This is a genomic window from Acidobacteriota bacterium, assembly GCA_039028635.1.
In the GTDB taxonomy this organism is placed as follows: Bacteria; Acidobacteriota; Thermoanaerobaculia; order Multivoradales; family JBCCEF01; genus JBCCEF01.
Map to the genome: position 1 here is coordinate 12,771 of JBCCHV010000019.1, position 19,096 is coordinate 31,866.

Genomic DNA, 19,096 nt, shown 5'->3' on the forward strand with positions numbered 1-19,096 from the left:
ACGAGCTCGAGCTCAGGCCTCGTAGGCGCGCAGGGCGTCGCGCAGCTCGTCCGGAATGCGCACCGGTACCATGCCTTCTCCCTCCCTCTGCATGCAGGCGACCTCTTGCTCGCCGCGGGCGATCAGCTCGAGGTCGTCGCCGTGCACTCGGAAGTAGTCGAACAGGAGACCGATGCGATTCTGCTGGATCTTGCCCAAGGTCATGCGCAGCAGGATTTCATCGAAAGCCTCGAGCTCGGCGAAGTAGTCGCAGGACACCCGCACCGTCGCCAGGGCCAGACCGTCGGCGATCTGCTGCACCACGCCGGGAGCATGGGTCTTGAGGAACATCTCGCGGCAGCGCCCCTGCCACTTGAGGTGATTGACGAAGTAGACGTTGCCCACCAGGTTGGTCTCTTGAAACCCGATGATGTGGCGCAGCTCGAAGCTCTTCATCGCTCGGCACTCGCCAGCACCGCCAGGGCGAGACCGCCTTCGAAGCCTTCGACCGGCGCCACCAGAGTGCCGATCACCAGATTGCCGGAGCGCAGCATCAGCCAACCGTCATCGGTCGCCGACTCGAAGACCAGCGGCGCATTGTGTGGCGTGCCGGCCTTGCGCAGGCATTCGCCGGCGGCCCAGATGCGGGTGGCGGCGGCGTCCGGATTCTCGCCCTCCTCCCCCACCAAGCGCTCCGCCAGGTGGTAGCGATCGGCGCCCAGCATCTCGCTCCACAGATCCGGCGGCCGCGCTTCGATGGCCTCCGCATCGCACCCCAGGGGGCCTTCCCCGGAGATCGCCAGCACCAGCTCGCCGGCATGGGCGACGGAAACGTCGGCGCCGGCGGTCTCGGGCTTGCCGTCGGGGCGGCGATGGACCTCGCCCTCGGCGCCCTGGCCGTGGACCACCTCGAGGATGGCGCGATCGCTGTCCTCCTGACGAACCTCCGCTTGGCGCTGCCGGATCACCACCTTGGGCTGCTCGCCGGGGAGCAGCTCCTGCAGCCGGCGCTCCACGTAGGGCGCCAGGATCGGCGCCTTCCAGGGCTCGGCGACGCGGTTGCGATCGACCGCCTGGAGACGCAGCCCGACCCAGCGCTCGCGCACCTTGCCCTGGGCGTCCACCAGCTCGACGTCGTAGGTGAAGAGATCGCCTTCGCGCCGCCGCTCCTTGGCCGCCAGCACGAAGTCCTCGGCCGGCGACAGATCGCCCAGCTCGATGCGGTCGACACCCACCGGCAGAATCGTCGAGTGGGGAACGCAGACCTGAATGCCGTGCAGCAGAGCATCGCGCACGGCGGCGTCGCCGAGCAACATCTGCGGCGGCAGGTAGCGACCGAACCAGGGCACGGCGCCATTGCCGGAGATCTCGGCAATGCACTCGCGGGCCGACAGGCTGCGGTAACCGCGGATGCGCCGGAAGCGGCCGGTGTGGAAGAACAGCGGACCGTAGAGATCGCCCTCGGCTTCGAGGGGCAGGACCTCGCCGGCGTCGGGCAAGGCCGCCGGCAGGCCGGTGGCGCGCTCGCCGGAGAAGCGGCAGAGGGCGCGAAAATCGTCGGTGCGGAAGTCGCTGGCGGAAGACCTCACCACCAGCTCGATGCGGCCGTCGAGGCGGCCGATGGCGGCCACCCGCAGAGTCAGGGTCTGGCCCTCGGCCACCACCAGCGGGCGCCGAAACTCGACCTCTTCGAAGATCGGAAGATCCCGCCGGCCGATCATGGCCGTCGCCGTCTGGGTCATCGCCTCGAGGCCGATCACCGCCGGCAGCAGACGCTCGCCGCGGAAGACGTGCTCGGTCAAATAGGGGTCACTCTCCGCCGAGACCTCGCTGTCGACCACCAGCTCGACGCCCGGGAAGAACACCCGCGGGCTCTCGAGGAAGCGCAGCAGCGGCAGCTCCGGGGTCGCCATCTCCATGGTCGGAGGCATGCCGAAGCGGCTGCTGACCACCAGCGACACCGGCGAGGTCGGCAACTGCAAAAGACGCGCCAAGAGCTCGACGCCGAGATCCGGGGGAATCGGATGGATGCCCTCCTCGATCAGGGTCTCGACGCGCCCCAGGCGCTCGCCCATGCCGACCCCGGACCACACCGACCATTCCAGGCACAGGCAGCGGCAGTCCGGGTTATCGCTGGCGAAACGCTCCGTCTCCATCGCCATCCATTCGTTGGCGGTGGCATAGTCGGCCTCGCCCCGTAGGCCCATCCGGGCGATGATCGAGCCGAAGGTCACCAGCAGGCGCAGGGCGGCCGGATCGACCGCCGCGAGGACATTGTGCAGACCGGTGATCTTGGGCGCCAGGGTGCGACGGAAGGCCTTGCCGTCGAGGGCGGCGAGGAGGCGCGGCGTGTTGAGCCCGGCGCCGTGCAGGATACCGGTGACGGTGCCGATCTCGGCCGCCGCCCCGGCGACCGCCGCGGCCACCGCCGACGCATCGTTGACATCCGCCGAGACGTAGCGGAAATCGATGCCGGCGGCACTCACGCGATCGAGATTGGCGGCGAGCTCGGGACTCTCCTCAGGTCGCGAGCGGCCGAGCAGAATCAGCCGAGCGCCGGACTTGCGGGCCAGGCGCAGCGCGCACTCCGACGCGATGCCCTTGCCGCCGCCGGTCACCAACACCACGTCGTCCGGTCCGAGCACCGATTCGCCCTCGCCGGAGAGGATCGGGTAGTGGTCCCAGAGGGGCACTTCGCGGCGGCCTTCGGCGTCGTAGCGAGCCTCGCCGTAGCCCGTGACGGCCACCGCCTCGGCCGCCGCCCAGAGGGCCGCTTCCGGACGATCGAAGGGCACGTCCACCACCGCCGTGTCGACCTCTGGAAGCTCGAGATGGAGAGTGCGGGCGAATCCCGCACCGCCACCACCGGCGTGCACCACCAGCAGGCACTTGGCGGCGGAACCGTCGAGCAAGGGGCGAGCAGCTTCGAGATAGAGGTCGACGCAGCCCGGCTCCAGTTGCGCCGGCAGACAGAGGGCGACGCCGCCGCCACCGGCTTCGCGCAGGGCGGCCCGCAGGCCGGCGACCAGCGGGTGATCCTCCGGCGCCACCACCTGCCAGCCGGTGGCCGGCGGCGGCGCCGCGCCGACGGCGAGGGAACGTTCTTCCCACAGCAGATCGAAGGCGGCGATCCAAGATCCGGCACCGGCCACCTGGCCCTCCTCGACCTCTTCGCCCGCCGCGCCGTCCCGCGCCTCGCCCTGCAACAGCGCTTCGGCGACCTCGGCGACGGTGGCATCGGCGAAATCGTTGGGCGAAGCCGGCGACTCGCGCCCCAGGCGCCGCGCCGCTTCGACCACCAGTTGGCCGACGGAGATCGAGTTGAGGTGCAGGTCGCTGAGCAGCCGGCTGTCCTCGGCGATGGCGCTCGCCGGCAGCTCGGCGCGATCCGCCACCAGCTCGCGCACCAGGTCGATGGGTGCCAGGTCATCTTGTGGCTCCACCGCCGGCGCCGGCTCGTCGGCCGCCGCCACCGGGCTGGCCACCACCGCGACACCGTCGGCGCGCCGCTCGATGTCCTCGCAGGAATTGGCGAAGAAGCGCAGCGGCTGATCGGGATCGAAGGGCCGGCTGAAGCGGCCGGCGAAGAGGGCCGTGGGATCGACCGGCGAGCCGAGGCAGTAGGCCGCGCCGGCGGCTTCGAGAAGGCCCTTGAAAGAATCGCTGCCGGCATCCAAGGACAGCGCCGCGCCGAGGTCGCCGAAGTCCTCCAGCAGACCGCTGAGCACCCAGCCGGGGCCCACCTCGAGCCAGAGATCGACCTCGCCGCGCAGCGCCTCGATCGCCTCCGTGAAGCGCACCGGCGAAGTCACCTGGTCGACCAGCAGGCGACGCAAATCGGAATCCCCGGTGAGCACCTCACCGGTGACCGTCGACACCACGGTGCGCTGCGGCGCGGTCAGATCCTGCACCGCGAGGCAGCTCTCGAGGGCACCGGCAGCGGCCGCCACCAGCGGCGAGTGGAAGGCGTGGGAGACCTTGAGACGGGTGGCATTGAGGCGTCGGCTGCGGGCCTCCGCCACCAGGTCTTCGATCGCCTGCTCGTCGCCTGAGATCACCGTCCGCCGAGGCGAGTTGAGACCGGCGATGGTCACCCGCTCCCTACCGCGCAGGGCGGCGAGCTCGTCCGGCCCGACGCCGATGGCGGCCATCGCCCCGGAGGCGTCGCCGAGATCGGCCATCGCTCGGCCGCGGGCGGTGGCGACCTCGAACAGGGTCTCTTCGTCCATCGCGCCGGCCCAGTGCAGGGCCACCAGCTCACCGAGGCTGTGACCGACCGCCGCCGTCGCCTCGATGCCGAGCTCCGCCAGGGCGAGCAAGGCCGCCGTTGACGAGGCGGCGATCGCCGGCTGCGCCACCGCGGTGTTGACCGCGTCCCCGGCCGGCAGCTCGAAGTCGTCGTAGAGGTCGACGACATCCTCGAAGCGGCGTCCGAGGGCACCCGCCGAGGAGCGCGAGGGCGACCCCTGACCGGGAAACAGGAAGGCGATGCGCGGCGTCCGGGTGCCGCCACCGAGGAACACCCCCTGGCGCACGTCGAGGCGCTGATCGACCCCCTGTTGGAGCCACTCGCCGAGCAGCTCGAGGCGACCGTCCAGCTCGCGCGGCGTGGCGGCCACCACCGCCGCCCGCACATAGCCCGCCGTCGAACGGCGAGCCAGCTCGGCGGCGAGGTCCGTGAGCTCGGCGCGAGAGATCCGGCGGGCCGTCGCTCGCAAGGCTTCGACCCGCGTCGCCAGCTCGCCGGTGCTGGCGGCGTAGAGCAGGAACAGCTCGCTGTCCTGGGGCGTCGCCAGCAAAGTGCGCTCGCGCGCCGACAGCTTGCGCCGCCGGTCCTTCGAGCGTCCCTCCATTACGATGTGGGTGTTGATACCGCCGAATCCCATCGCCGAGACTCCTGCCCGCACCGGCCCACCGCGCGGCCAGATCTCGGCCTCGAAGGGCACCCGCAGGGCCGGCGCTTCGTCCTCCAGCACCGGGTGCGGCGTCTCGCAGCCGGTGATCGGCGGGATCAGGCGATGCATCACCGCCTGCGTCGCTTTGATCAAACCGGCGACGCCGGCGGCCGCCTTGGTGTGGCCGAAGTTGCCTTTGATGGTGCCGATGGGCGTCGGCCGCCCGTTGGCTCCGGCCTGCCGGAGGGAGCTCGACAGGGCCGACAGCTCGGTCGAGTCGCCGACCGCGGTGCCGGTGCCGTGGCCTTCGAAATAGCCCACCGTCTCGATGCCGAAACCGGCGCGCCGATAGGCCCGCCGCAGAGCCAGGGCCTGGCCTTCGGCTTCCGGCCGGGTGATACCTCCGGCGCCGTCCGAGGACACGCCCCAGCCGCGGATCACCGAGTAGATGCGCCGCTGCTGGGCGATCGCGTCCTCTTCCCGCATCAAGAAGACGAAGCCGCAGCCCTCGCCCGGGAAGAAGCCCGCCGAGCGGGCGTCGTAGACCCGCATCTCCTCCGGCGCCAGGGCGCCGGTCTGGGAGAAGCCGACCAGCTCGAAGGGATCCATCGAAAGATCGACGCCGCCCGCCAGGGCGTAGTCGAGATCGCCCGCCACCAGGGCCGAGCAGGCCTGGCAGGTGGCCAGCAGAGAGGAGGCGCAGGCGCCGTCGACGGTGAAGCCACCGCCGTGAAAGTCGAAGTAATTGCACACTCTGCCGGCGATGGTGTTGGACAGGCCACCGGCGAGGGTCTCCTCGGTGATCTCCGGGAAAGGCTGTTTGTAGGAGGCCTCGAGGCGGGCCAGGAACTCGGCGGCCTTCTCCTGATCCCAGCCTTCGGCGAGCAGCGAGGCGCCCACCACATGGCGTACATAGGGCCAACGCAGTCGCATCTGGTTGGCGCGCGAGAACTCTCCTGTCAGGGTGTTGCCCAGCAGCACCCCGGTGGCCTCGCGCTGCAGTCCCTGGCCTTCCGGAAAGCCGGCGTCGGCGAGCGCCCGCGAGGCGACGTCGAGGGCCAGCCAGTGGGCCAGGTCGGCGGAGCGAAAGGCCCGCCCGGCGACGCGGAAGCGCACCCGATCGAACTCGTAGCCCTCGATGAAGGCGCCCTCGGTGCCGTAGGTGCGGTCCGGCAGGCGATCCGGGCTCTGATAGTCGTCGAGGCGCAGACGCTCATCCGGAAAGCGGCGGAAAGCCCGGCGCCGCGCCAGCACCGTTTCCCAGAGATCGCTCGGCGAGTGGATGTCCGGATACTCACAGGCCATCCCGACGATGGCGATGCCTCCCGTGCGGCTCATGCTGTCTGGCTCATGCGGCGACTCCCGCGCTGGTCAGGGTGTGCTGGATCTTGGTCCGCCAGTGCTCGAAGGGCGGCCGTTCCTCGGTGAGTCCATGACCCGACGGCAGGTCCGTCAGGGCGTGATCGGTGGCCGCCGCCGCGTCTTCACAGGACAGACCGCAGAGGACCTGCGCTCCGCGGGCGGTGTTCTGGTCCGCGAAGCCGCCACGCAGCCGCGCCTTGGCAGCGAAGGCGGCTCCCTGGGCGAGGGCCGGCCGATGGCCGCCGGCGGCCTGCCGCAGGCGCTCGAGGTGCTCCACCGGCACGCCGCCGGCATAGGTCGCCGCCAGGCCGACGCCGCTCCACAGGTCGTGGTGGCGGCTGGGGGCGAAGGTTGCGAGGCGCGCGATCACGCGCTCGACATCGGCCGCCTCGCTGAACCACAGGCTGCGGCCCAGCCCTTGGTCGAAGGCGCGCCGAGCGTAGCCCTCGAGACGCCCCGGGACGCGCGCCTCGACCACCGTCCGGCGATGGTGGAAGAAGCCTTCGTGGAAGCCATAGCCGTCGAGGGCCAGCCAACCGAGGAGCGGATCGAGGCGCCGCAGCAGCCAGCCGGTGGGCAGGCGCAGCCGCGCCATCGCCCAACCGGCGCCGACGTGGATCAGGTAGGTGTAGGAATCGCCGGAATCGGCCAACAGGGCGTCGAAGCGGCGCAGCGGCCGCCAGGGGGTGAAGGCATCGAGCACCGTCAGACCCATGCCGGCGCCCTCGTAAACCCAGCCGCGAAACTCGTCCGAGACCGCGCCGAGGCGGACCTTCAAGCTCTCTGGAGACGGATCTTCGAGGGCCGCGTGATAGCCGTCGAGAAAGGTCGTCGCGACCCGCTCGAGGCGCTGACGAACCTCCGGCGCGCCGTGAAAACCGCGTTTGGCGAAGGATCCCTCGCTCGGATCGACGCCGAAAATCCGTCGGGTCAGCACTCCCATACGCTCTCCTCCGGCTGTCTCCCTCGCGGCGACGACGCGACCCATTTCCCGGCGTCGGCGAGCCGCCCCGAGCTGGTTCCTCGGCTTCGGTCGAGGGCCATTTCTAGCATGGCCCCGAAGGCGCCGCAATTCCCCCCTTGCGCAATGCAGGGCGGAGTTTCGGAGCCATCCGCCGGAACGACTGCCCACGCCGCGAAGCCGTCGACCTACGTCTTCGAAAAGCGTATTTCCACCATAGAATCAATAGTTTGATATTACCAAACCCACGAATATCTTTCAAGCTCGAAGCTTCCCCGGAAGGCCCTCTCGGCATCCCTCGACGGCGCCTCCGAATCGGAATACTATTGCGGCGTCCCACGACGACCCACCGATGACCACCTCCTACGACGCCTCATCGATCGAAGTCCTCACCGGTCTCGAACCGGTGCGCAAGCGTCCGGGGATGTACACCCAGACGGAGCGCCCCAACCATCTGGTGCAGGAGGTGGTCGACAACAGCGTCGATGAAGCCATCGCCGGCCACTGCCAGGAGATCGTCACCACCCTGCATGATGACGGCTCGATCTCGGTGCAGGACGACGGTCGCGGCATGCCCGTCGATCAGCACCAGGAGGAAGGCGTCTCCGGCGTCGAGGTGATCCTCACCCGGCTCCACGCCGGCGCCAAGTTCTCGCACAAGGACTACCGCTACTCCGGCGGTCTGCACGGCGTCGGCGTGTCGGTGGTGAACGCCCTTTCCCGCCGTCTCGAGGTGGTGATTCGCCGCAGCGGCCAGGAGCACGCGATGAGCTTCGCCGACGGCGAGAAGGCCAGCGAGCTCGAGGTCGTCGGCAGCGTCGGCCGGCGCAACACCGGCACCCGCATCCGCTTCTGGCCGGACCCGCAGTTCTTCGATTCGGCGAAGGTCAACGTGTGTCGTCTCAAGCACGCCCTCGAGGCCAAGGCGGTGCTCTGCTCCGGCTTGCAGATTCGCTTCGTCCACGAAGAGGATCCGAGCCAGAACGAGGAGTGGTGCTTCGAAGACGGCCTCGAAGACTATCTGCTGCAGGAGCTCGGCGACGTCGAGCGGCTGCCGGAGCGTCCCTACCGTGGAAGCTTCCAGGAGGCCGATCGCGAGGTCGACTGGGCGGTGCTGTGGCTGCCGGAGGAAGGCGAGCCGGTGGGAGAGAGCTACGTCAATCTGATTCCCACCGCCCAGGGCGGCACCCACGTCAACGGCTTCCGCACCGGCCTGACGGAAGCACTGCGGGAGTTCTGCGACTTCCGCAATCTGCTGCCGCGGGGCCTCAAGATCAGCCCCGACGATGTCTGGTCGCGCTGCTCCTACATCCTGTCGGCGCGGGTCAAGGAGCCGCAGTTCTCGGGTCAGACCAAGGAACGACTGTCGAACCGCGATGTCGCCCTGTTCGTCGCCGGCGCCGTCAAGGATGCTTTCAGCCTGTGGCTCAACCAGAACGTCGAGGCCGCCGAGGGCATCGCCCAGATCGCCATCGACAACGCCCAGGCGCGGGCCCGGGCGGGCAAGAAGGTCAAACGCAAGAAGGTCACCACCGGTCCGGCGCTGCCTGGCAAGCTCGCCGACTGCAGCGGCCAGGACTTCGAGACCACCGAGCTCTTCCTGGTCGAGGGAGACTCCGCCGGCGGCTCCGCCAAGCAGGCCCGCGACCGCGAGACCCAGGCCATCCTGCCGCTGCGGGGCAAGATCCTCAACACCTGGGAGGTCGACTCCTCGGAGGTCCTCGGCTCCCAGGAGGTGCACGACATCGCCGTCGCCATCGGCGTCGATCCGGGATCCCCCAAGCTCGACGACCTGCGCTACGGCAAGGTCTGCATCCTGGCCGACGCCGACTCCGACGGCGCCCACATCGCCACCCTCCTCTGCGCCCTGTTCGTGCGTCATTTCCGGCCCCTGGTGGAGGCCGGCCGGGTCTACCTCGCCATGCCGCCGCTCTACCGCATCGACCAGGGCAAGAAGACCTACTACGCCCTCGATGACGAAGAGCGTCGCGAGCTGATCGCACGCCTGGAGTCGGAGGGCGGCCGCGCCAAGATCGGCATTCAGCGCTTCAAGGGCCTCGGCGAGATGAACCCGCTGCAGCTGCGCGAGACGGTGATGGCGCCGGACACCCGCCGCCTGGTGCGCCTGACCGTCGGCGGCCGCGACCGCACCGACCAGAAGATCGACATGCTGCTGGCCCGCGGCCGCGCCGCCGATCGCCGCCGTTGGCTCGAGACCAAGGGCAACATGGCCGACGTCTGATCCCCTACGAGCCCGCACCATGACCGACCTCACACCCCCCGACGACCGCCTCGCCGCCGACGGCGTCGAGGAGATGGCCCTCGCCTCCTTCACCGAGAAGGCCTACCTCGATTACTCGATGTATGTCGTCCTCGACCGCGCCCTGCCGAGCATCGCCGACGGCCTCAAGCCGGTGCAGCGCCGCATCGTCTACGCCATGTCCGAGCTCGGCCTGTCGGCCAACGCCAAGTTCAAGAAGTCGGCCCGCACGGTGGGCGACGTGCTGGGCAAGTTCCACCCCCACGGCGACAGCGCCTGCTACGAGGCGATGGTGCTGATGGCCCAGAATTTCAGCTTTCGCTACCCGCTGATCCAGGGCCAGGGCAACTGGGGCTCGCCGGACGATCCCAAGTCCTTCGCCGCGATGCGCTACACGGAGTCGCGCCTCACCCGCTTCGCCCAGACCCTGCTGTCGGAGCTCGGCCAGGGCACCGTCGAGTGGGGCAGCAACTTCGACGGCACCCTGCGCGAACCGGAGCGGCTGCCGTCGCGCCTGCCCCACGTCCTGCTCAACGGCGCTTCGGGCATCGCCGTCGGCCTGGCGACGGACATTCCGCCGCACAATCTCCGCGAGCTGGTGGCGGCCACCATTCATCTGCTGGAGAACCCCAAGGCGCCCCTCGAAGAGCTCCTCGCCCACCTGCCGGGACCGGACTATCCAACCGCCGCCGAGATCATCACCCCGGCTGCCGAGATCGCCGCCATCTACGAGACCGGCAACGGCTCGGTGCGGATGCGCGCCGCCTGGCGCCGGGAGGATTCCGAAACGGTGGTGGTCGACGCTCTGCCCTATCAGGTGTCGGGGTCCAAAGTGCTGTCCCAGATCGCCACCCAGATGCAGGCCAAGAAGCTGCCATGGGTCGACGACCTGCGCGACGAGTCGGACCACGAGAACCCCACCCGACTGGTCCTCGAGCTGCGCTCCAACCGGGTCGACGTCGAGCGCCTGATGGGTCACCTGTTCGCCTCGACGGACCTCGAGCGCTCCTACCGCGTCAACATGAACGCCATCGGCCTCAAGGGCAAGCCGCGCCTATACGACCTGCGCACCCTGCTCGCCGAGTGGCTCACCTTCCGCACCGAGACGGTGCGCCGGCGCCTGCAGTTCCGCTTCGACAAGGTCAGCGAGCGGCTCCACATCCTCGAGGGCTTCCTGGTCGCCTTCCTCAACATCGACGAGGTGATCGCGATCATCCGCCAGGAGGAAAAGCCGAAGCCGGTGCTGATGCAGCGCTTCGACCTCACGGACACCCAGGCGGAGGCCATTCTCGAGCTCAAGCTGCGCTTCCTGTCGCGCCTCGAGGAGATGAAGATCCGCGGCGAGCAGGACGAGCTGATGGCCGAGCGCGACCGCCTCGACCGCATCCTCAAGTCGCCGGCCCGCTTGCGCAAGCTGATCCGCCAGGAGCTCGAGGAAGACGCCGAGACCTTCGGCGACGATCGGCGCTCGCCGATGGTCGAGCGCGACGCCGCACAGGCCTTCAGCGAATCGGACCTGCTGCCGTCGGAGCCGGTGACGGTGGTGCTCTCAGAGCGCGGCTGGGTGCGTGCCGCCAAGGGACACGAGGTGCAGGCCGAGGAGCTCAACTACAAGGCCGGCGACGGTTACCTGGCGGCGGCCCGCGGCAAGAGCAACCTGCCGGCGGTGTTCTTCGACTCCACCGGCCGCTCCTATGCCTTGCCGGCCCACGGCTTGCCCTCTGCCCGCGGCCATGGCGAGCCCTTGACGGGGAGCCTCAACCCGCCGCCGGGAGCCGCCTTCACGGCGGCGGTGATGGGGGACGACGAGGATCGCTTCCTGATCGCCTCCGACGCCGGCTATGGCTTCGTTGGCCGGTTCGCCGACTTCGTCACCCGCCAGACCAAGGGCAAAGCCCTGCTCAACCTGCCGGCCGGCTCGAAGCCACTGCCACCGGCGGCGATCGAAGGCGCCGTCGAAGACTTCCTGGTCGCCGCCGTCACCACCTCCGGCTACCTGCTGCTCTTCCCCCTCGCCGACCTGCCGGAGCTCGCCCGAGGCAAGGGCAACAAGATCATCAACATCCCCAAGAAACGCTTCGTCAGCGGCGACGAGGTGACCGCCGCCGTCGTCACCCTGCCGCAGGGAGGCGGCCTGCGAGTGCATGCCGGCAAGCGCTACATCAACCTCTCCGCCAGGGACCTCGCCCCCTTCCCCGGCAGCCGCGCCCTGCGCGGCTCGAAGCTGCCGCGCGGTTTTCAGAACGTCTGGGGACTGGAAGTCCTCTGAAGCGATCGCGGCGGCAGTTCAAGAACCCACTCCGGCGGCGGTGCGGGTTGCCGGCGAGTCTTAGGATCGGCTAGCGGCTGAGGACGCGATCGAGATTGAATCGCGCCCGGCGATCTCCGGGACGCTCCGCCAGGGCCTTCCGAAAGCAAGCTTCAGCATCCTGGTAATCCGCTCGCATGGCGGCAGCCAAGCCGAGGCGCATCGCCCGGTCGTAGTCGCCCCTCGGCTCCGGAGGCTTCACCGACTCCGTGGGACGGTGAGCTTCCGGAGTCACCGGCGAGGTGGCCAAGTCTTCCGGTGGCGACGAAGACACACCGCGCCCACGCACCAGGACCTCCGTCACGACCCGGTCCGCGACCGCCGCCACGGCATCCCTTCCCTCGAGCTCGTGGAGAACGGCGGAGAAGATCTTGCCCTCGGATAGGGCGAGGTAAAGGCGCCTGGCGAGCCCTTCGACGCGTAGCTCGAGCTGCGCCGAAACCCGCGTGAAATAAGCCAAGGCGAGGTAATCCACCAGAACCTGCGCCTGCCAGCGGTCGGGGCAGAGGCCAACTTCGTGGCACATCTCCGTCAGCATGCCGGCCAGCCAGCGATCATCGCGCGGCCGCGCGATCGGCAGCACCACCCGCGCCTTCGAGGCCCAGGGCGGAAGCTCGATCTCCGGGTTACAGAGAGCGACGATGGGGAGCTCGTGGCGAACCTGATTGGCGACCGCCAGCAGCTCGAGCGCCTCGAGACCGGCGCCGGAACAGTCGACCACCGCCAAGGATGGTCGACGCTCGGAGGCGGCGTGATCGAGGAGGCTTTCCGCCTTGTCGAGACAGTCCACCTGGACACCAGGCTTCTCCCCCAGCAAGCGGACCAGCTCGGCCTCTCTCCCGCTTTCCGCCCCTCCAAGGTAGACGATCTGAGCGGTTTCCGAGATCTCAGCAGGCAGCGTCGATTCGCGGCTTTGACTCATTCGCTCGAAAGTCCCAACTCTCCATAATTGACAACCTTTCCACTCATCAGTATACCCTATGCAAGACGCATAAATCATTGATTTTGCTGCACTTGCACCTTGTTCGCTTTTCATGTTTTCGACAGTTCAAAAGGAGGATGCCCCATGCCAAAGAGCCAGCTGGGGGAGTTGGTCTCGGATCTGCCGCCGATTCAGGCGGTTTTCGTGACCGTCATGCCCGATTGTCTGCTTTACGACTCCTGGATGAAATCCGAGGAAGATTGGGAGGTCGAAGATGTGGCCGCCTACTTCGGCGATCTCGTCCGCGCCAACCGTGAAGGTTTGAAATCCCTCGGCTCTTGGTCCGATGAAATGCAGGTCACCATCGAGTCGGCGGACAAGCTGATCGTCATGCGAGAGATCCAGAAGAGCTTTGTCTGCTCGTGCGTCTTCGAGCAGGGCACTGCTCTCGGCATGGTGCGCCTCCACCTGCGCCGACTGCTCGAGCGCTTGCCCCCCCTGCTTCCCACCTTCGAGGTCGAAGAGCGCCCGCGCGGAGTGCGCATTCTCGAGTTCCTGCAGCGCTACGCCCCGGACCCCCACGCCGTCCTCCTGCGCGCCTCCCTACGAACGGGACTGAGCCTCGACCAGCTGCAGTCTCCGGCCGATCTCGAGGCCGAGGAAGTAGAACGACTGGAAGCCGCCGCAACGCGAATTCTAGGCCTCCGGGCGCTCAACCTGTAGGAGGGCTGTGATGCGATTCAATGAATTTCGCTCCGAGCTGCCGGAGCATGGGCTGACCTTTCTGGCCGAAATCCCCTACGTCTACCACTGCCATCACTTCAACCTGTTCCACGACCAGTCGATCGAAGACGCCTTGGGCGAAGACGAGGCCAACCAGCTCAAGGTCGAAGCCGCCCATGAAGCCTTCCGCGGCCTTCTCAGCCGCGTGATCTCGACCAGCGGGGCGTCCACCCCCGCCGAGCGGCTCGAGCTCGCCACCGCCCTCTTCGGCTGGATGGGTCATGGCCGGATGGAGCTCCTCGTCGACGGCTCCGCCGGACATGGCCGCGGCGAGTTCTTGCACTACTCCTTCGCTTGGCGCGAGAAGTACGGCTCGAAGGTCAAGCGCCTCGACCCTCTCGATGGCGTCGCCGCAGGGTTTGCCGCCGCCGCCGTCGAGGTCGCCCACGATCTCCCGTTCGGGTCCGTGAGCAGTCGCGAATCAGCCTGCTACGGCAAGCGCGATCCGTTCTGCGAGTTCGAGCTCACGCCGACGTCGGCCCGCCCCGCCCCCAAGCAGGTCGACCAGGCGGCCGAAGCCGGTGAGGTCGGATCCCCGCTCCAGGGGCTCGACGAGGATAGGATCGCCGCCATCTCCCAGGGCCTCCGGGAGTTCCTCTCCGGTGTCGAAGGCGACGAGCGCGGCCTGGTACAGGCCTTCAACGTCTTCGCTGCCATGCACCTGCCGACTTACTACAACCGCACCGCCTACGAGGCCCTGAGGCGGGTCGCCGAGCGTGCTCCAGCGGCGCTCCCTGCAGCCCAAGCGCTGTTCGGAGAGTCAGGCCATGTGTGCGTCTTCTACACCTTCGGAAACCTGTTGTTGTCGGCCGAGTGGGAAGGCCTCGTCGGCCCCTTGAGCGGCGCTCCGGAGGACACCGTGGCGTACTGCTGTGCGATCGCTCGCGGCCTCGGCTTCGGCCATTGGGCGCTGGCGTCCTTCGAGCAGAATAACCACCTGGTCCTGCGCACTCCGAGCAACTACGAATCGCCCTTCTATCGCGTTCACTGGGGCGCCGCAGACCAACCCTGCTGCCATTTCTTCTCCCATTCGGCCCGGGCGATGATGCACCTCGCCCACGACATCAATCTCGGCTCGAAGCCCCAGATCGACGACGAGCTCTATCAAACCCTCTTCCGTTCCGGTGTCCGCTGGAACATGGAAGAGACGCGGTGCGTCTCGCGCGGCGACGACCACTGCGAAGTCGTGGTGGAAAAGGCCTAGGGCCACCTTTTGGGAACGCCATCCTCGCCGCTCTCCCCTCTCGCGCGGGAGAGCGGCTGCATCGGCCAGCTCAACTGGCGCACGGACTTACCGCCCGAGGTCTCCCTCGACAGCCTCGCCGCAGTCCTCGGACTGGCCGGCTGGTCGGTCGCCGCTCGTCACCGAATTCTCTGGGTCCTTCGGCGCACCGATGGCTGTGAGATCAGCATCGTTCCCAAGACTCGACGCGTCCGCCTGCGTGTCCACTACCTGATCGATCAAGAGCGGCGTTCGGACACCGCCCGCAGCCTCTACCGGGAGCTTTCGGTAGCCTGGGAGTGGGCGCAACGTGAAGGCTGATGCGATCGGGATCGGCTTTGCCCACGTGCTCATCGAAGCATTGAAGCATCTCTCCAGCTCTTCCAATCTTTCAATTATCTTATATTTCTAATATTTGACATAAAGTAAATCTTGAATTAACGTCTCCTCGTCCATCAACCAACCGCGAGGAGGCTCGAATGACCAAGTCCCGACTCCCCAAACTGATGATGCTACTTTTACTGACGCTCGCTGTGGGCATGGCCTACTCGGCGCTGGCCGAAGACTCCAAGGGCAGCGAGGAACCGGCTGAGGAAAAAGTCGCTCAGTCCGTAGTCATCGGAGACTTCCGAGTTGAGGAAATCCCGGAGACCAGCAACCTGTGCTTCATCACCTGCTCCGACGGCGAAACGGATCTCACGCTCGACAACGACGTGGGCTCTTGTGCCTGCGCTTGCGCAAGCTTCTGTGGCGAGTTCTGCTCCAGCACTGATGGCGAACTGATTTCGTTCTGTGCGCCACTCTAAGGCGCCGATCGAGATTCCACCAAGCAGCCGATTCGGCACCGCCGATCGGACCCAAAACGCCCTCGCCTAGCCAAACGAGAACTCGGAAACCTGGCCCTCTAGTTCCCCAAGGTCCGCTCGTCACTACGGTCGGTGGCGGGCGACGCTGGGGCGACCGGGCGCTGATCGTGTCGGAGGTCGCTTCGTCGAGCTCGATGTCGACGGCGGCCAGGCCGGTGTCGGCCGACCCGCCAGCCCGAGCTCCCCCTAGCCGTAGCGCCCTTCGATGTAGTCGGCGGTCTCCTGCTCTCGCGGGGTGACGAACATCTCTTCGGTGGCGGTGTGCTCGACCACTTTGCCGAGGAGCATGAAGATGCACTCTTCGCTGGCCCGCCGCGCCTGCGCCATGTTGTGGGTGACGATCAGGATGGTGTAGTCACCCTTGAGATCCCAGAGCAGCTCCTCGACGGCTTCGGTGCCGGCGGGATCGAGGGCCGAGCAGGGCTCGTCCATCAACAGCACCGTCGGCTTGTTGGGCAGCAAGCGGGCGATGCAGAGCTTCTGCTGCTCCTCGAGGGAGAGCGCCGTCGCTTCGCTCCGCAAGCGATCCTTGACCTTGTCCCACAGCAGTACCTGGCGGAGGGCACCCTCGACGATCTCGTCCTCCTGAGATCGACTGAGCTTCTCCCCCTTCTCGATAGCCAGGCGACTGCCGAACAGAACGTTGTCGCGGATCGACAGGGGCAGCGGATTGGGGCGCTGGAACACCATCCCCACCTGCCGCCGCACTTGGACTTTTTCAACCGTCGGATCGTAGATGTCGTGGCCGAGCACGTGGATGCTGCCGGTGGTTCGCACGTAGCCGAGGCGCTCGTTGATGCGGTTGACGCTGCGCAGAAAGGTCGACTTGCCGCAGCCGGACGGCCCGATCAGCGACGTGATGGCCCCGGCCCGGATGTCGAGGTCGACATCGAAGAGAGCCTGGAAGGTGCCGTACCAGAGGTTGAGGTCACGGGTCCGAATGGCGAGCTCGGCAGCGTCCTGCGGGGTGGTTTCGGAATCAGCCAAAGCGCCCCTCCAGGTAGTCGCGGGTGCGGGTGTCCTCGACCTCGCCTTCGAACAGGGCCTCGGTCTCCCCCACCTCCACCAGCTCGCCGGTGAGGAAGAACGCGGTGCGATCGGCGAGGCGGCGGGCCTGCTGCACCAGATTGGTCACCAGCACGATGGTGATCTCGCTCTTGAGCTCCTTGAGGACATCTTCGATGCGCATGGTGGTCACCGGATCGACGGCGATCGAAAACTCGTCGAGGAGCAGCAGCTCGGGGTCCTGGGACAGGGCCCGGGCAATGGTCAAGCGCTGCTGCTGGCCGCCGGAGAGCAAACTGCCGAGGGAGTCGAGACGGTCCTTGACCTCATCCCACAGAGCGGCTCGGTGCAAACAGCGTTCCACCACCACGTCGAGATCCGCCTTGGCGCGCACGCCGGCCAGCCGCGGCGCCAGGGAGACGTTGTCGTAGATGGTCATCGGCAGCCCCACCGGCAGCGGAAACACCACCCCGATGCGGCTGCGCAGGGCATAGACGTTGCGCCAGCGGCGAATGTCCCGGCCGTTGAAGCGAATCGAGCCGTCGACCCGCATGCCAGCGGTGAACAGGTCCATGCGGTTGAGGGCGCGCAGGAACGAGGTCTTGCCGCTGTTGGCCGGCCCGACGACGCCGAAGATCTCGTTCTCGCGGATCTCCAGGTCGACCCCGCCGAGGGCGAGGTGCGAGCCGTAGCGAATCGACAGCCCTTCGACCTCGACCTTGGGCCGGTCCGGCGCCGCCTCGGAAGCCACCGCTACCACTTCTTCTTCCCCCGCAGGTAGGTGCGGAAGGCGATCGACAGAGCGTTCATGGCGAGCACCATGCCGATCAAAACCAGGGCGACGCCGAAGGGCAGCCGCTCCGGCACCCCGGGCACCTGGGTCGAGATGACGAACAAGTGGAGCGACATCGCCATGGTCTGGTCGAAGACGCTCTGCGGCAAGAAGGGCAAGAAGAAGGCCGCGCCGGTGAACATGATTGGCGCGGTCTCACCGGTGGTGCGCGAGACCTCCAGGATGACGCCGGTCAGGATGCCGCTGATCGAGTTCGGCAGCACCACGTGGCGGATCGTCTGCCAGCGCGTCGCGCCCATATTCCAGCAGGCCTCGCGAAAGGCCTGCGGCACCGCCTGCATCGACTCCCGGGCCGACACGATCACCACTGGCAGAGTCATCACCGCCAACGTCAGGCTGGCCGCCAAGATGCTGGTTCCGAAGCGGAAGAAGAGCACGAAGGCACCGACGCCGAAGAGGGCGTGAACGATCGACGGCACGCCGGCGAGGTTGATGATCGCCAGGTTGATGGAGCGGGTCAGCCAGTTGTCCGGGGCGTACTCGCTGAGGTAGAGGGCGGCCGCCACGCCGATCGGCACCGAGGCCAGCAGCGCCACCGCCACCAGCCAGACGGTCCCCACCAGGGCCGGGAAGATTCCGCCGGCGGTCATGCCATCCTTGGGCTCCGTGAAAAGGAAGTCGATCGACAGCACCGGACCGCCTTCCCACAGCAAGACCCCGAGGATGATGATCACCGGCAGGATCAGCACCACCGTCATCCACAGGAAGAGGAGCTTGTAGAGGCGCTCGATCTTCTGATTTCTTTGGTCGAGATGGGTTGCCGCGAACATGGCGCGCTACCTCTTGCGGATACCGCGGACCACGAGGTCGGCGGTCAGGTTGATGACGAAGGTGACGATGAAGAGCAGGATGCCGAGGGTAAAGAGAGCGCCGTAGTGATCCGATCCGACGGCCGTTTCGCCGAGCTCGGCGGCGATGGTGGCGGTCAGCGCGCGCACCGAGTCGAAGACGCTGGTCGGCAAATTCACCGAATGGCCGCTCGCCATCAACACCGCCATGGTCTCGCCGAAGCCTCGCCCCACGCCGAGCAGCACCGCCGCCACCAGGCCGTTCTTGGCCGCCGGCAGCACCACCCGGGAAATCACCTGCCAGCGCGTCGCGCCGAGCGCTTCGGCGGCCTCGCGATAGCTCTCCGGCACCGCTTTGAGGGCGTCCTCGGCGATGGTGGTCATGATCGGCGCCGCCATCAGGCCCAGGATCACGCCGGAGTTGAGGATGTTGAGGCCCACCGGCACATTGAACAGATCGATGATCAGGGGGTTCATGATGCTCAGACCGATGAAGCCCCAGACCACCGACGGAATCGCCGCCAGCATCTCCACCAGAACCTTGAGAATCTCGCGCCGCCGGCCGGTGGCGAACTCACCGATATAGATCGCCGCCCCGAGGGAGAACGGCACCGCCACCAGCATCGCCAGACCGGTGACGCTGGCGGTGCCAGCGATCAGTGCCAAGGCGCCGTAGGTCGGGTTGTGATCCGAGGTCGGGCGCCAGCGCGGCGAGGTCAGCAGCTCGCCGACATCGAGGGTCGAGAGAATGAACGGCAGCCCCTCCTTGGCGATGAAGGCGAAGATGCCGAGAATGAAGAGAACCGCCGAGATGCCGCCGAGGAAGACCAGCACCTGGACTCCCTTGTCGACATACCAGGCCGCCGTGCGACGATCTTCCGCCCGTTCCACG

14 protein-coding genes are annotated in these 19,096 nt (G+C 67.6%); 6 read left to right on the top strand and 8 right to left on the bottom strand.

The window, feature by feature from the left end:
• Nucleotides 1-12: 12 nt before the first annotated feature.
• From AAF604_09715 to AAF604_09725, 3 genes are read right to left on the bottom strand one after another with little or no spacing between them, the layout of a single operon-like run.
• A complete protein-coding gene (locus AAF604_09715; GenBank protein ID MEM7049928.1) occupies nucleotides 13-435 on the bottom strand; it encodes an acyl-CoA thioesterase in 423 nt (140 codons plus the stop codon).
• Nucleotides 432-6,212, bottom strand: a complete 5,781-nt coding sequence (locus AAF604_09720) for an SDR family NAD(P)-dependent oxidoreductase (protein ID MEM7049929.1) — start codon at nucleotides 6,210-6,212, stop codon at nucleotides 432-434. The genes AAF604_09715 and AAF604_09720 overlap by 4 nt, the downstream gene beginning before the upstream one ends.
• Nucleotides 6,213-6,222: 10 nt before the next feature.
• A complete protein-coding gene (locus AAF604_09725; GenBank protein ID MEM7049930.1) occupies nucleotides 6,223-7,179 on the bottom strand; it encodes a DUF1702 family protein in 957 nt (318 codons plus the stop codon).
• Between the two features lie 370 nt (nucleotides 7,180-7,549).
• On the opposite strand from AAF604_09725, the gene parE reads away from it, so the two are divergent.
• Nucleotides 7,550-9,439, top strand: a complete 1,890-nt coding sequence (gene parE, locus AAF604_09730) for a DNA topoisomerase IV subunit B (protein MEM7049931.1) — start codon at nucleotides 7,550-7,552, stop codon at nucleotides 9,437-9,439.
• A gap of 19 nt (nucleotides 9,440-9,458) precedes the next feature.
• Nucleotides 9,459-11,726 (top strand): DNA topoisomerase IV subunit A, encoded by a 2,268-nt coding sequence (gene parC / locus AAF604_09735; GenBank protein MEM7049932.1) that lies wholly within the window; start codon nucleotides 9,459-9,461, stop codon nucleotides 11,724-11,726.
• Between the two features lie 70 nt (nucleotides 11,727-11,796).
• On the opposite strand, the gene AAF604_09740 is transcribed toward parC, so the two are convergent.
• Complete coding sequence (locus AAF604_09740; protein MEM7049933.1) at nucleotides 11,797-12,687, bottom strand: hypothetical protein; 891 nt, start codon at nucleotides 12,685-12,687, stop codon at nucleotides 11,797-11,799.
• Between the two features lie 144 nt (nucleotides 12,688-12,831).
• Here AAF604_09740 and AAF604_09745 point away from each other — a divergent pair, with 144 nt between their 5' ends.
• The 4 genes from AAF604_09745 (at nucleotide 12,832) to AAF604_09760 (ending at nucleotide 15,498) form a co-directional block, all read left to right on the top strand.
• Entirely contained in the window at nucleotides 12,832-13,410 is a 579-nt protein-coding gene (locus AAF604_09745; protein MEM7049934.1) for a hypothetical protein, read from the top strand.
• 10 nt (nucleotides 13,411-13,420) lie between these two features.
• Nucleotides 13,421-14,674 carry a hypothetical protein gene (locus tag AAF604_09750; GenBank protein MEM7049935.1) on the top strand — a complete coding sequence of 418 codons (1,254 nt, stop codon included), beginning with the start codon at nucleotides 13,421-13,423 and terminating at the stop codon, nucleotides 14,672-14,674.
• A gap of 9 nt (nucleotides 14,675-14,683) precedes the next feature.
• Nucleotides 14,684-15,013 carry a hypothetical protein gene (locus tag AAF604_09755; GenBank protein ID MEM7049936.1) on the top strand — a complete coding sequence of 110 codons (330 nt, stop codon included), beginning with the start codon at nucleotides 14,684-14,686 and terminating at the stop codon, nucleotides 15,011-15,013.
• A 158-nt stretch (nucleotides 15,014-15,171) separates the two neighbouring features.
• Nucleotides 15,172-15,498 (top strand): hypothetical protein, encoded by a 327-nt coding sequence (locus tag AAF604_09760; protein MEM7049937.1) that lies wholly within the window; start codon nucleotides 15,172-15,174, stop codon nucleotides 15,496-15,498.
• A 246-nt stretch (nucleotides 15,499-15,744) separates the two neighbouring features.
• Here the strand turns inward: AAF604_09760 and AAF604_09765 are convergent, their stop codons facing one another.
• The 4 genes from AAF604_09765 to pstC are packed head-to-tail and all read right to left on the bottom strand — an operon-like array spanning nucleotide 15,745 to nucleotide 19,095.
• A complete protein-coding gene (locus AAF604_09765; protein MEM7049938.1) occupies nucleotides 15,745-16,545 on the bottom strand; it encodes a phosphate ABC transporter ATP-binding protein in 801 nt (266 codons plus the stop codon).
• Nucleotides 16,538-17,314, bottom strand: coding sequence for a phosphate ABC transporter ATP-binding protein (locus tag AAF604_09770; protein MEM7049939.1), 777 nt, complete (start codon nucleotides 17,312-17,314; stop codon nucleotides 16,538-16,540). The genes AAF604_09765 and AAF604_09770 overlap by 8 nt, the downstream gene beginning before the upstream one ends.
• 2 nt (nucleotides 17,315-17,316) lie before the next feature.
• On the bottom strand, nucleotides 17,317-18,186 hold the full coding sequence (gene pstA, locus AAF604_09775; GenBank protein ID MEM7049940.1) for a phosphate ABC transporter permease PstA: 870 nt from the start codon (nucleotides 18,184-18,186) through the stop codon (nucleotides 17,317-17,319).
• 6 nt (nucleotides 18,187-18,192) lie between these two features.
• On the bottom strand, nucleotides 18,193-19,095 hold the full coding sequence (gene pstC, locus AAF604_09780) for a phosphate ABC transporter permease subunit PstC (protein ID MEM7049941.1): 903 nt from the start codon (nucleotides 19,093-19,095) through the stop codon (nucleotides 18,193-18,195).
• Nucleotide 19,096 lies beyond the last annotated feature (1 nt).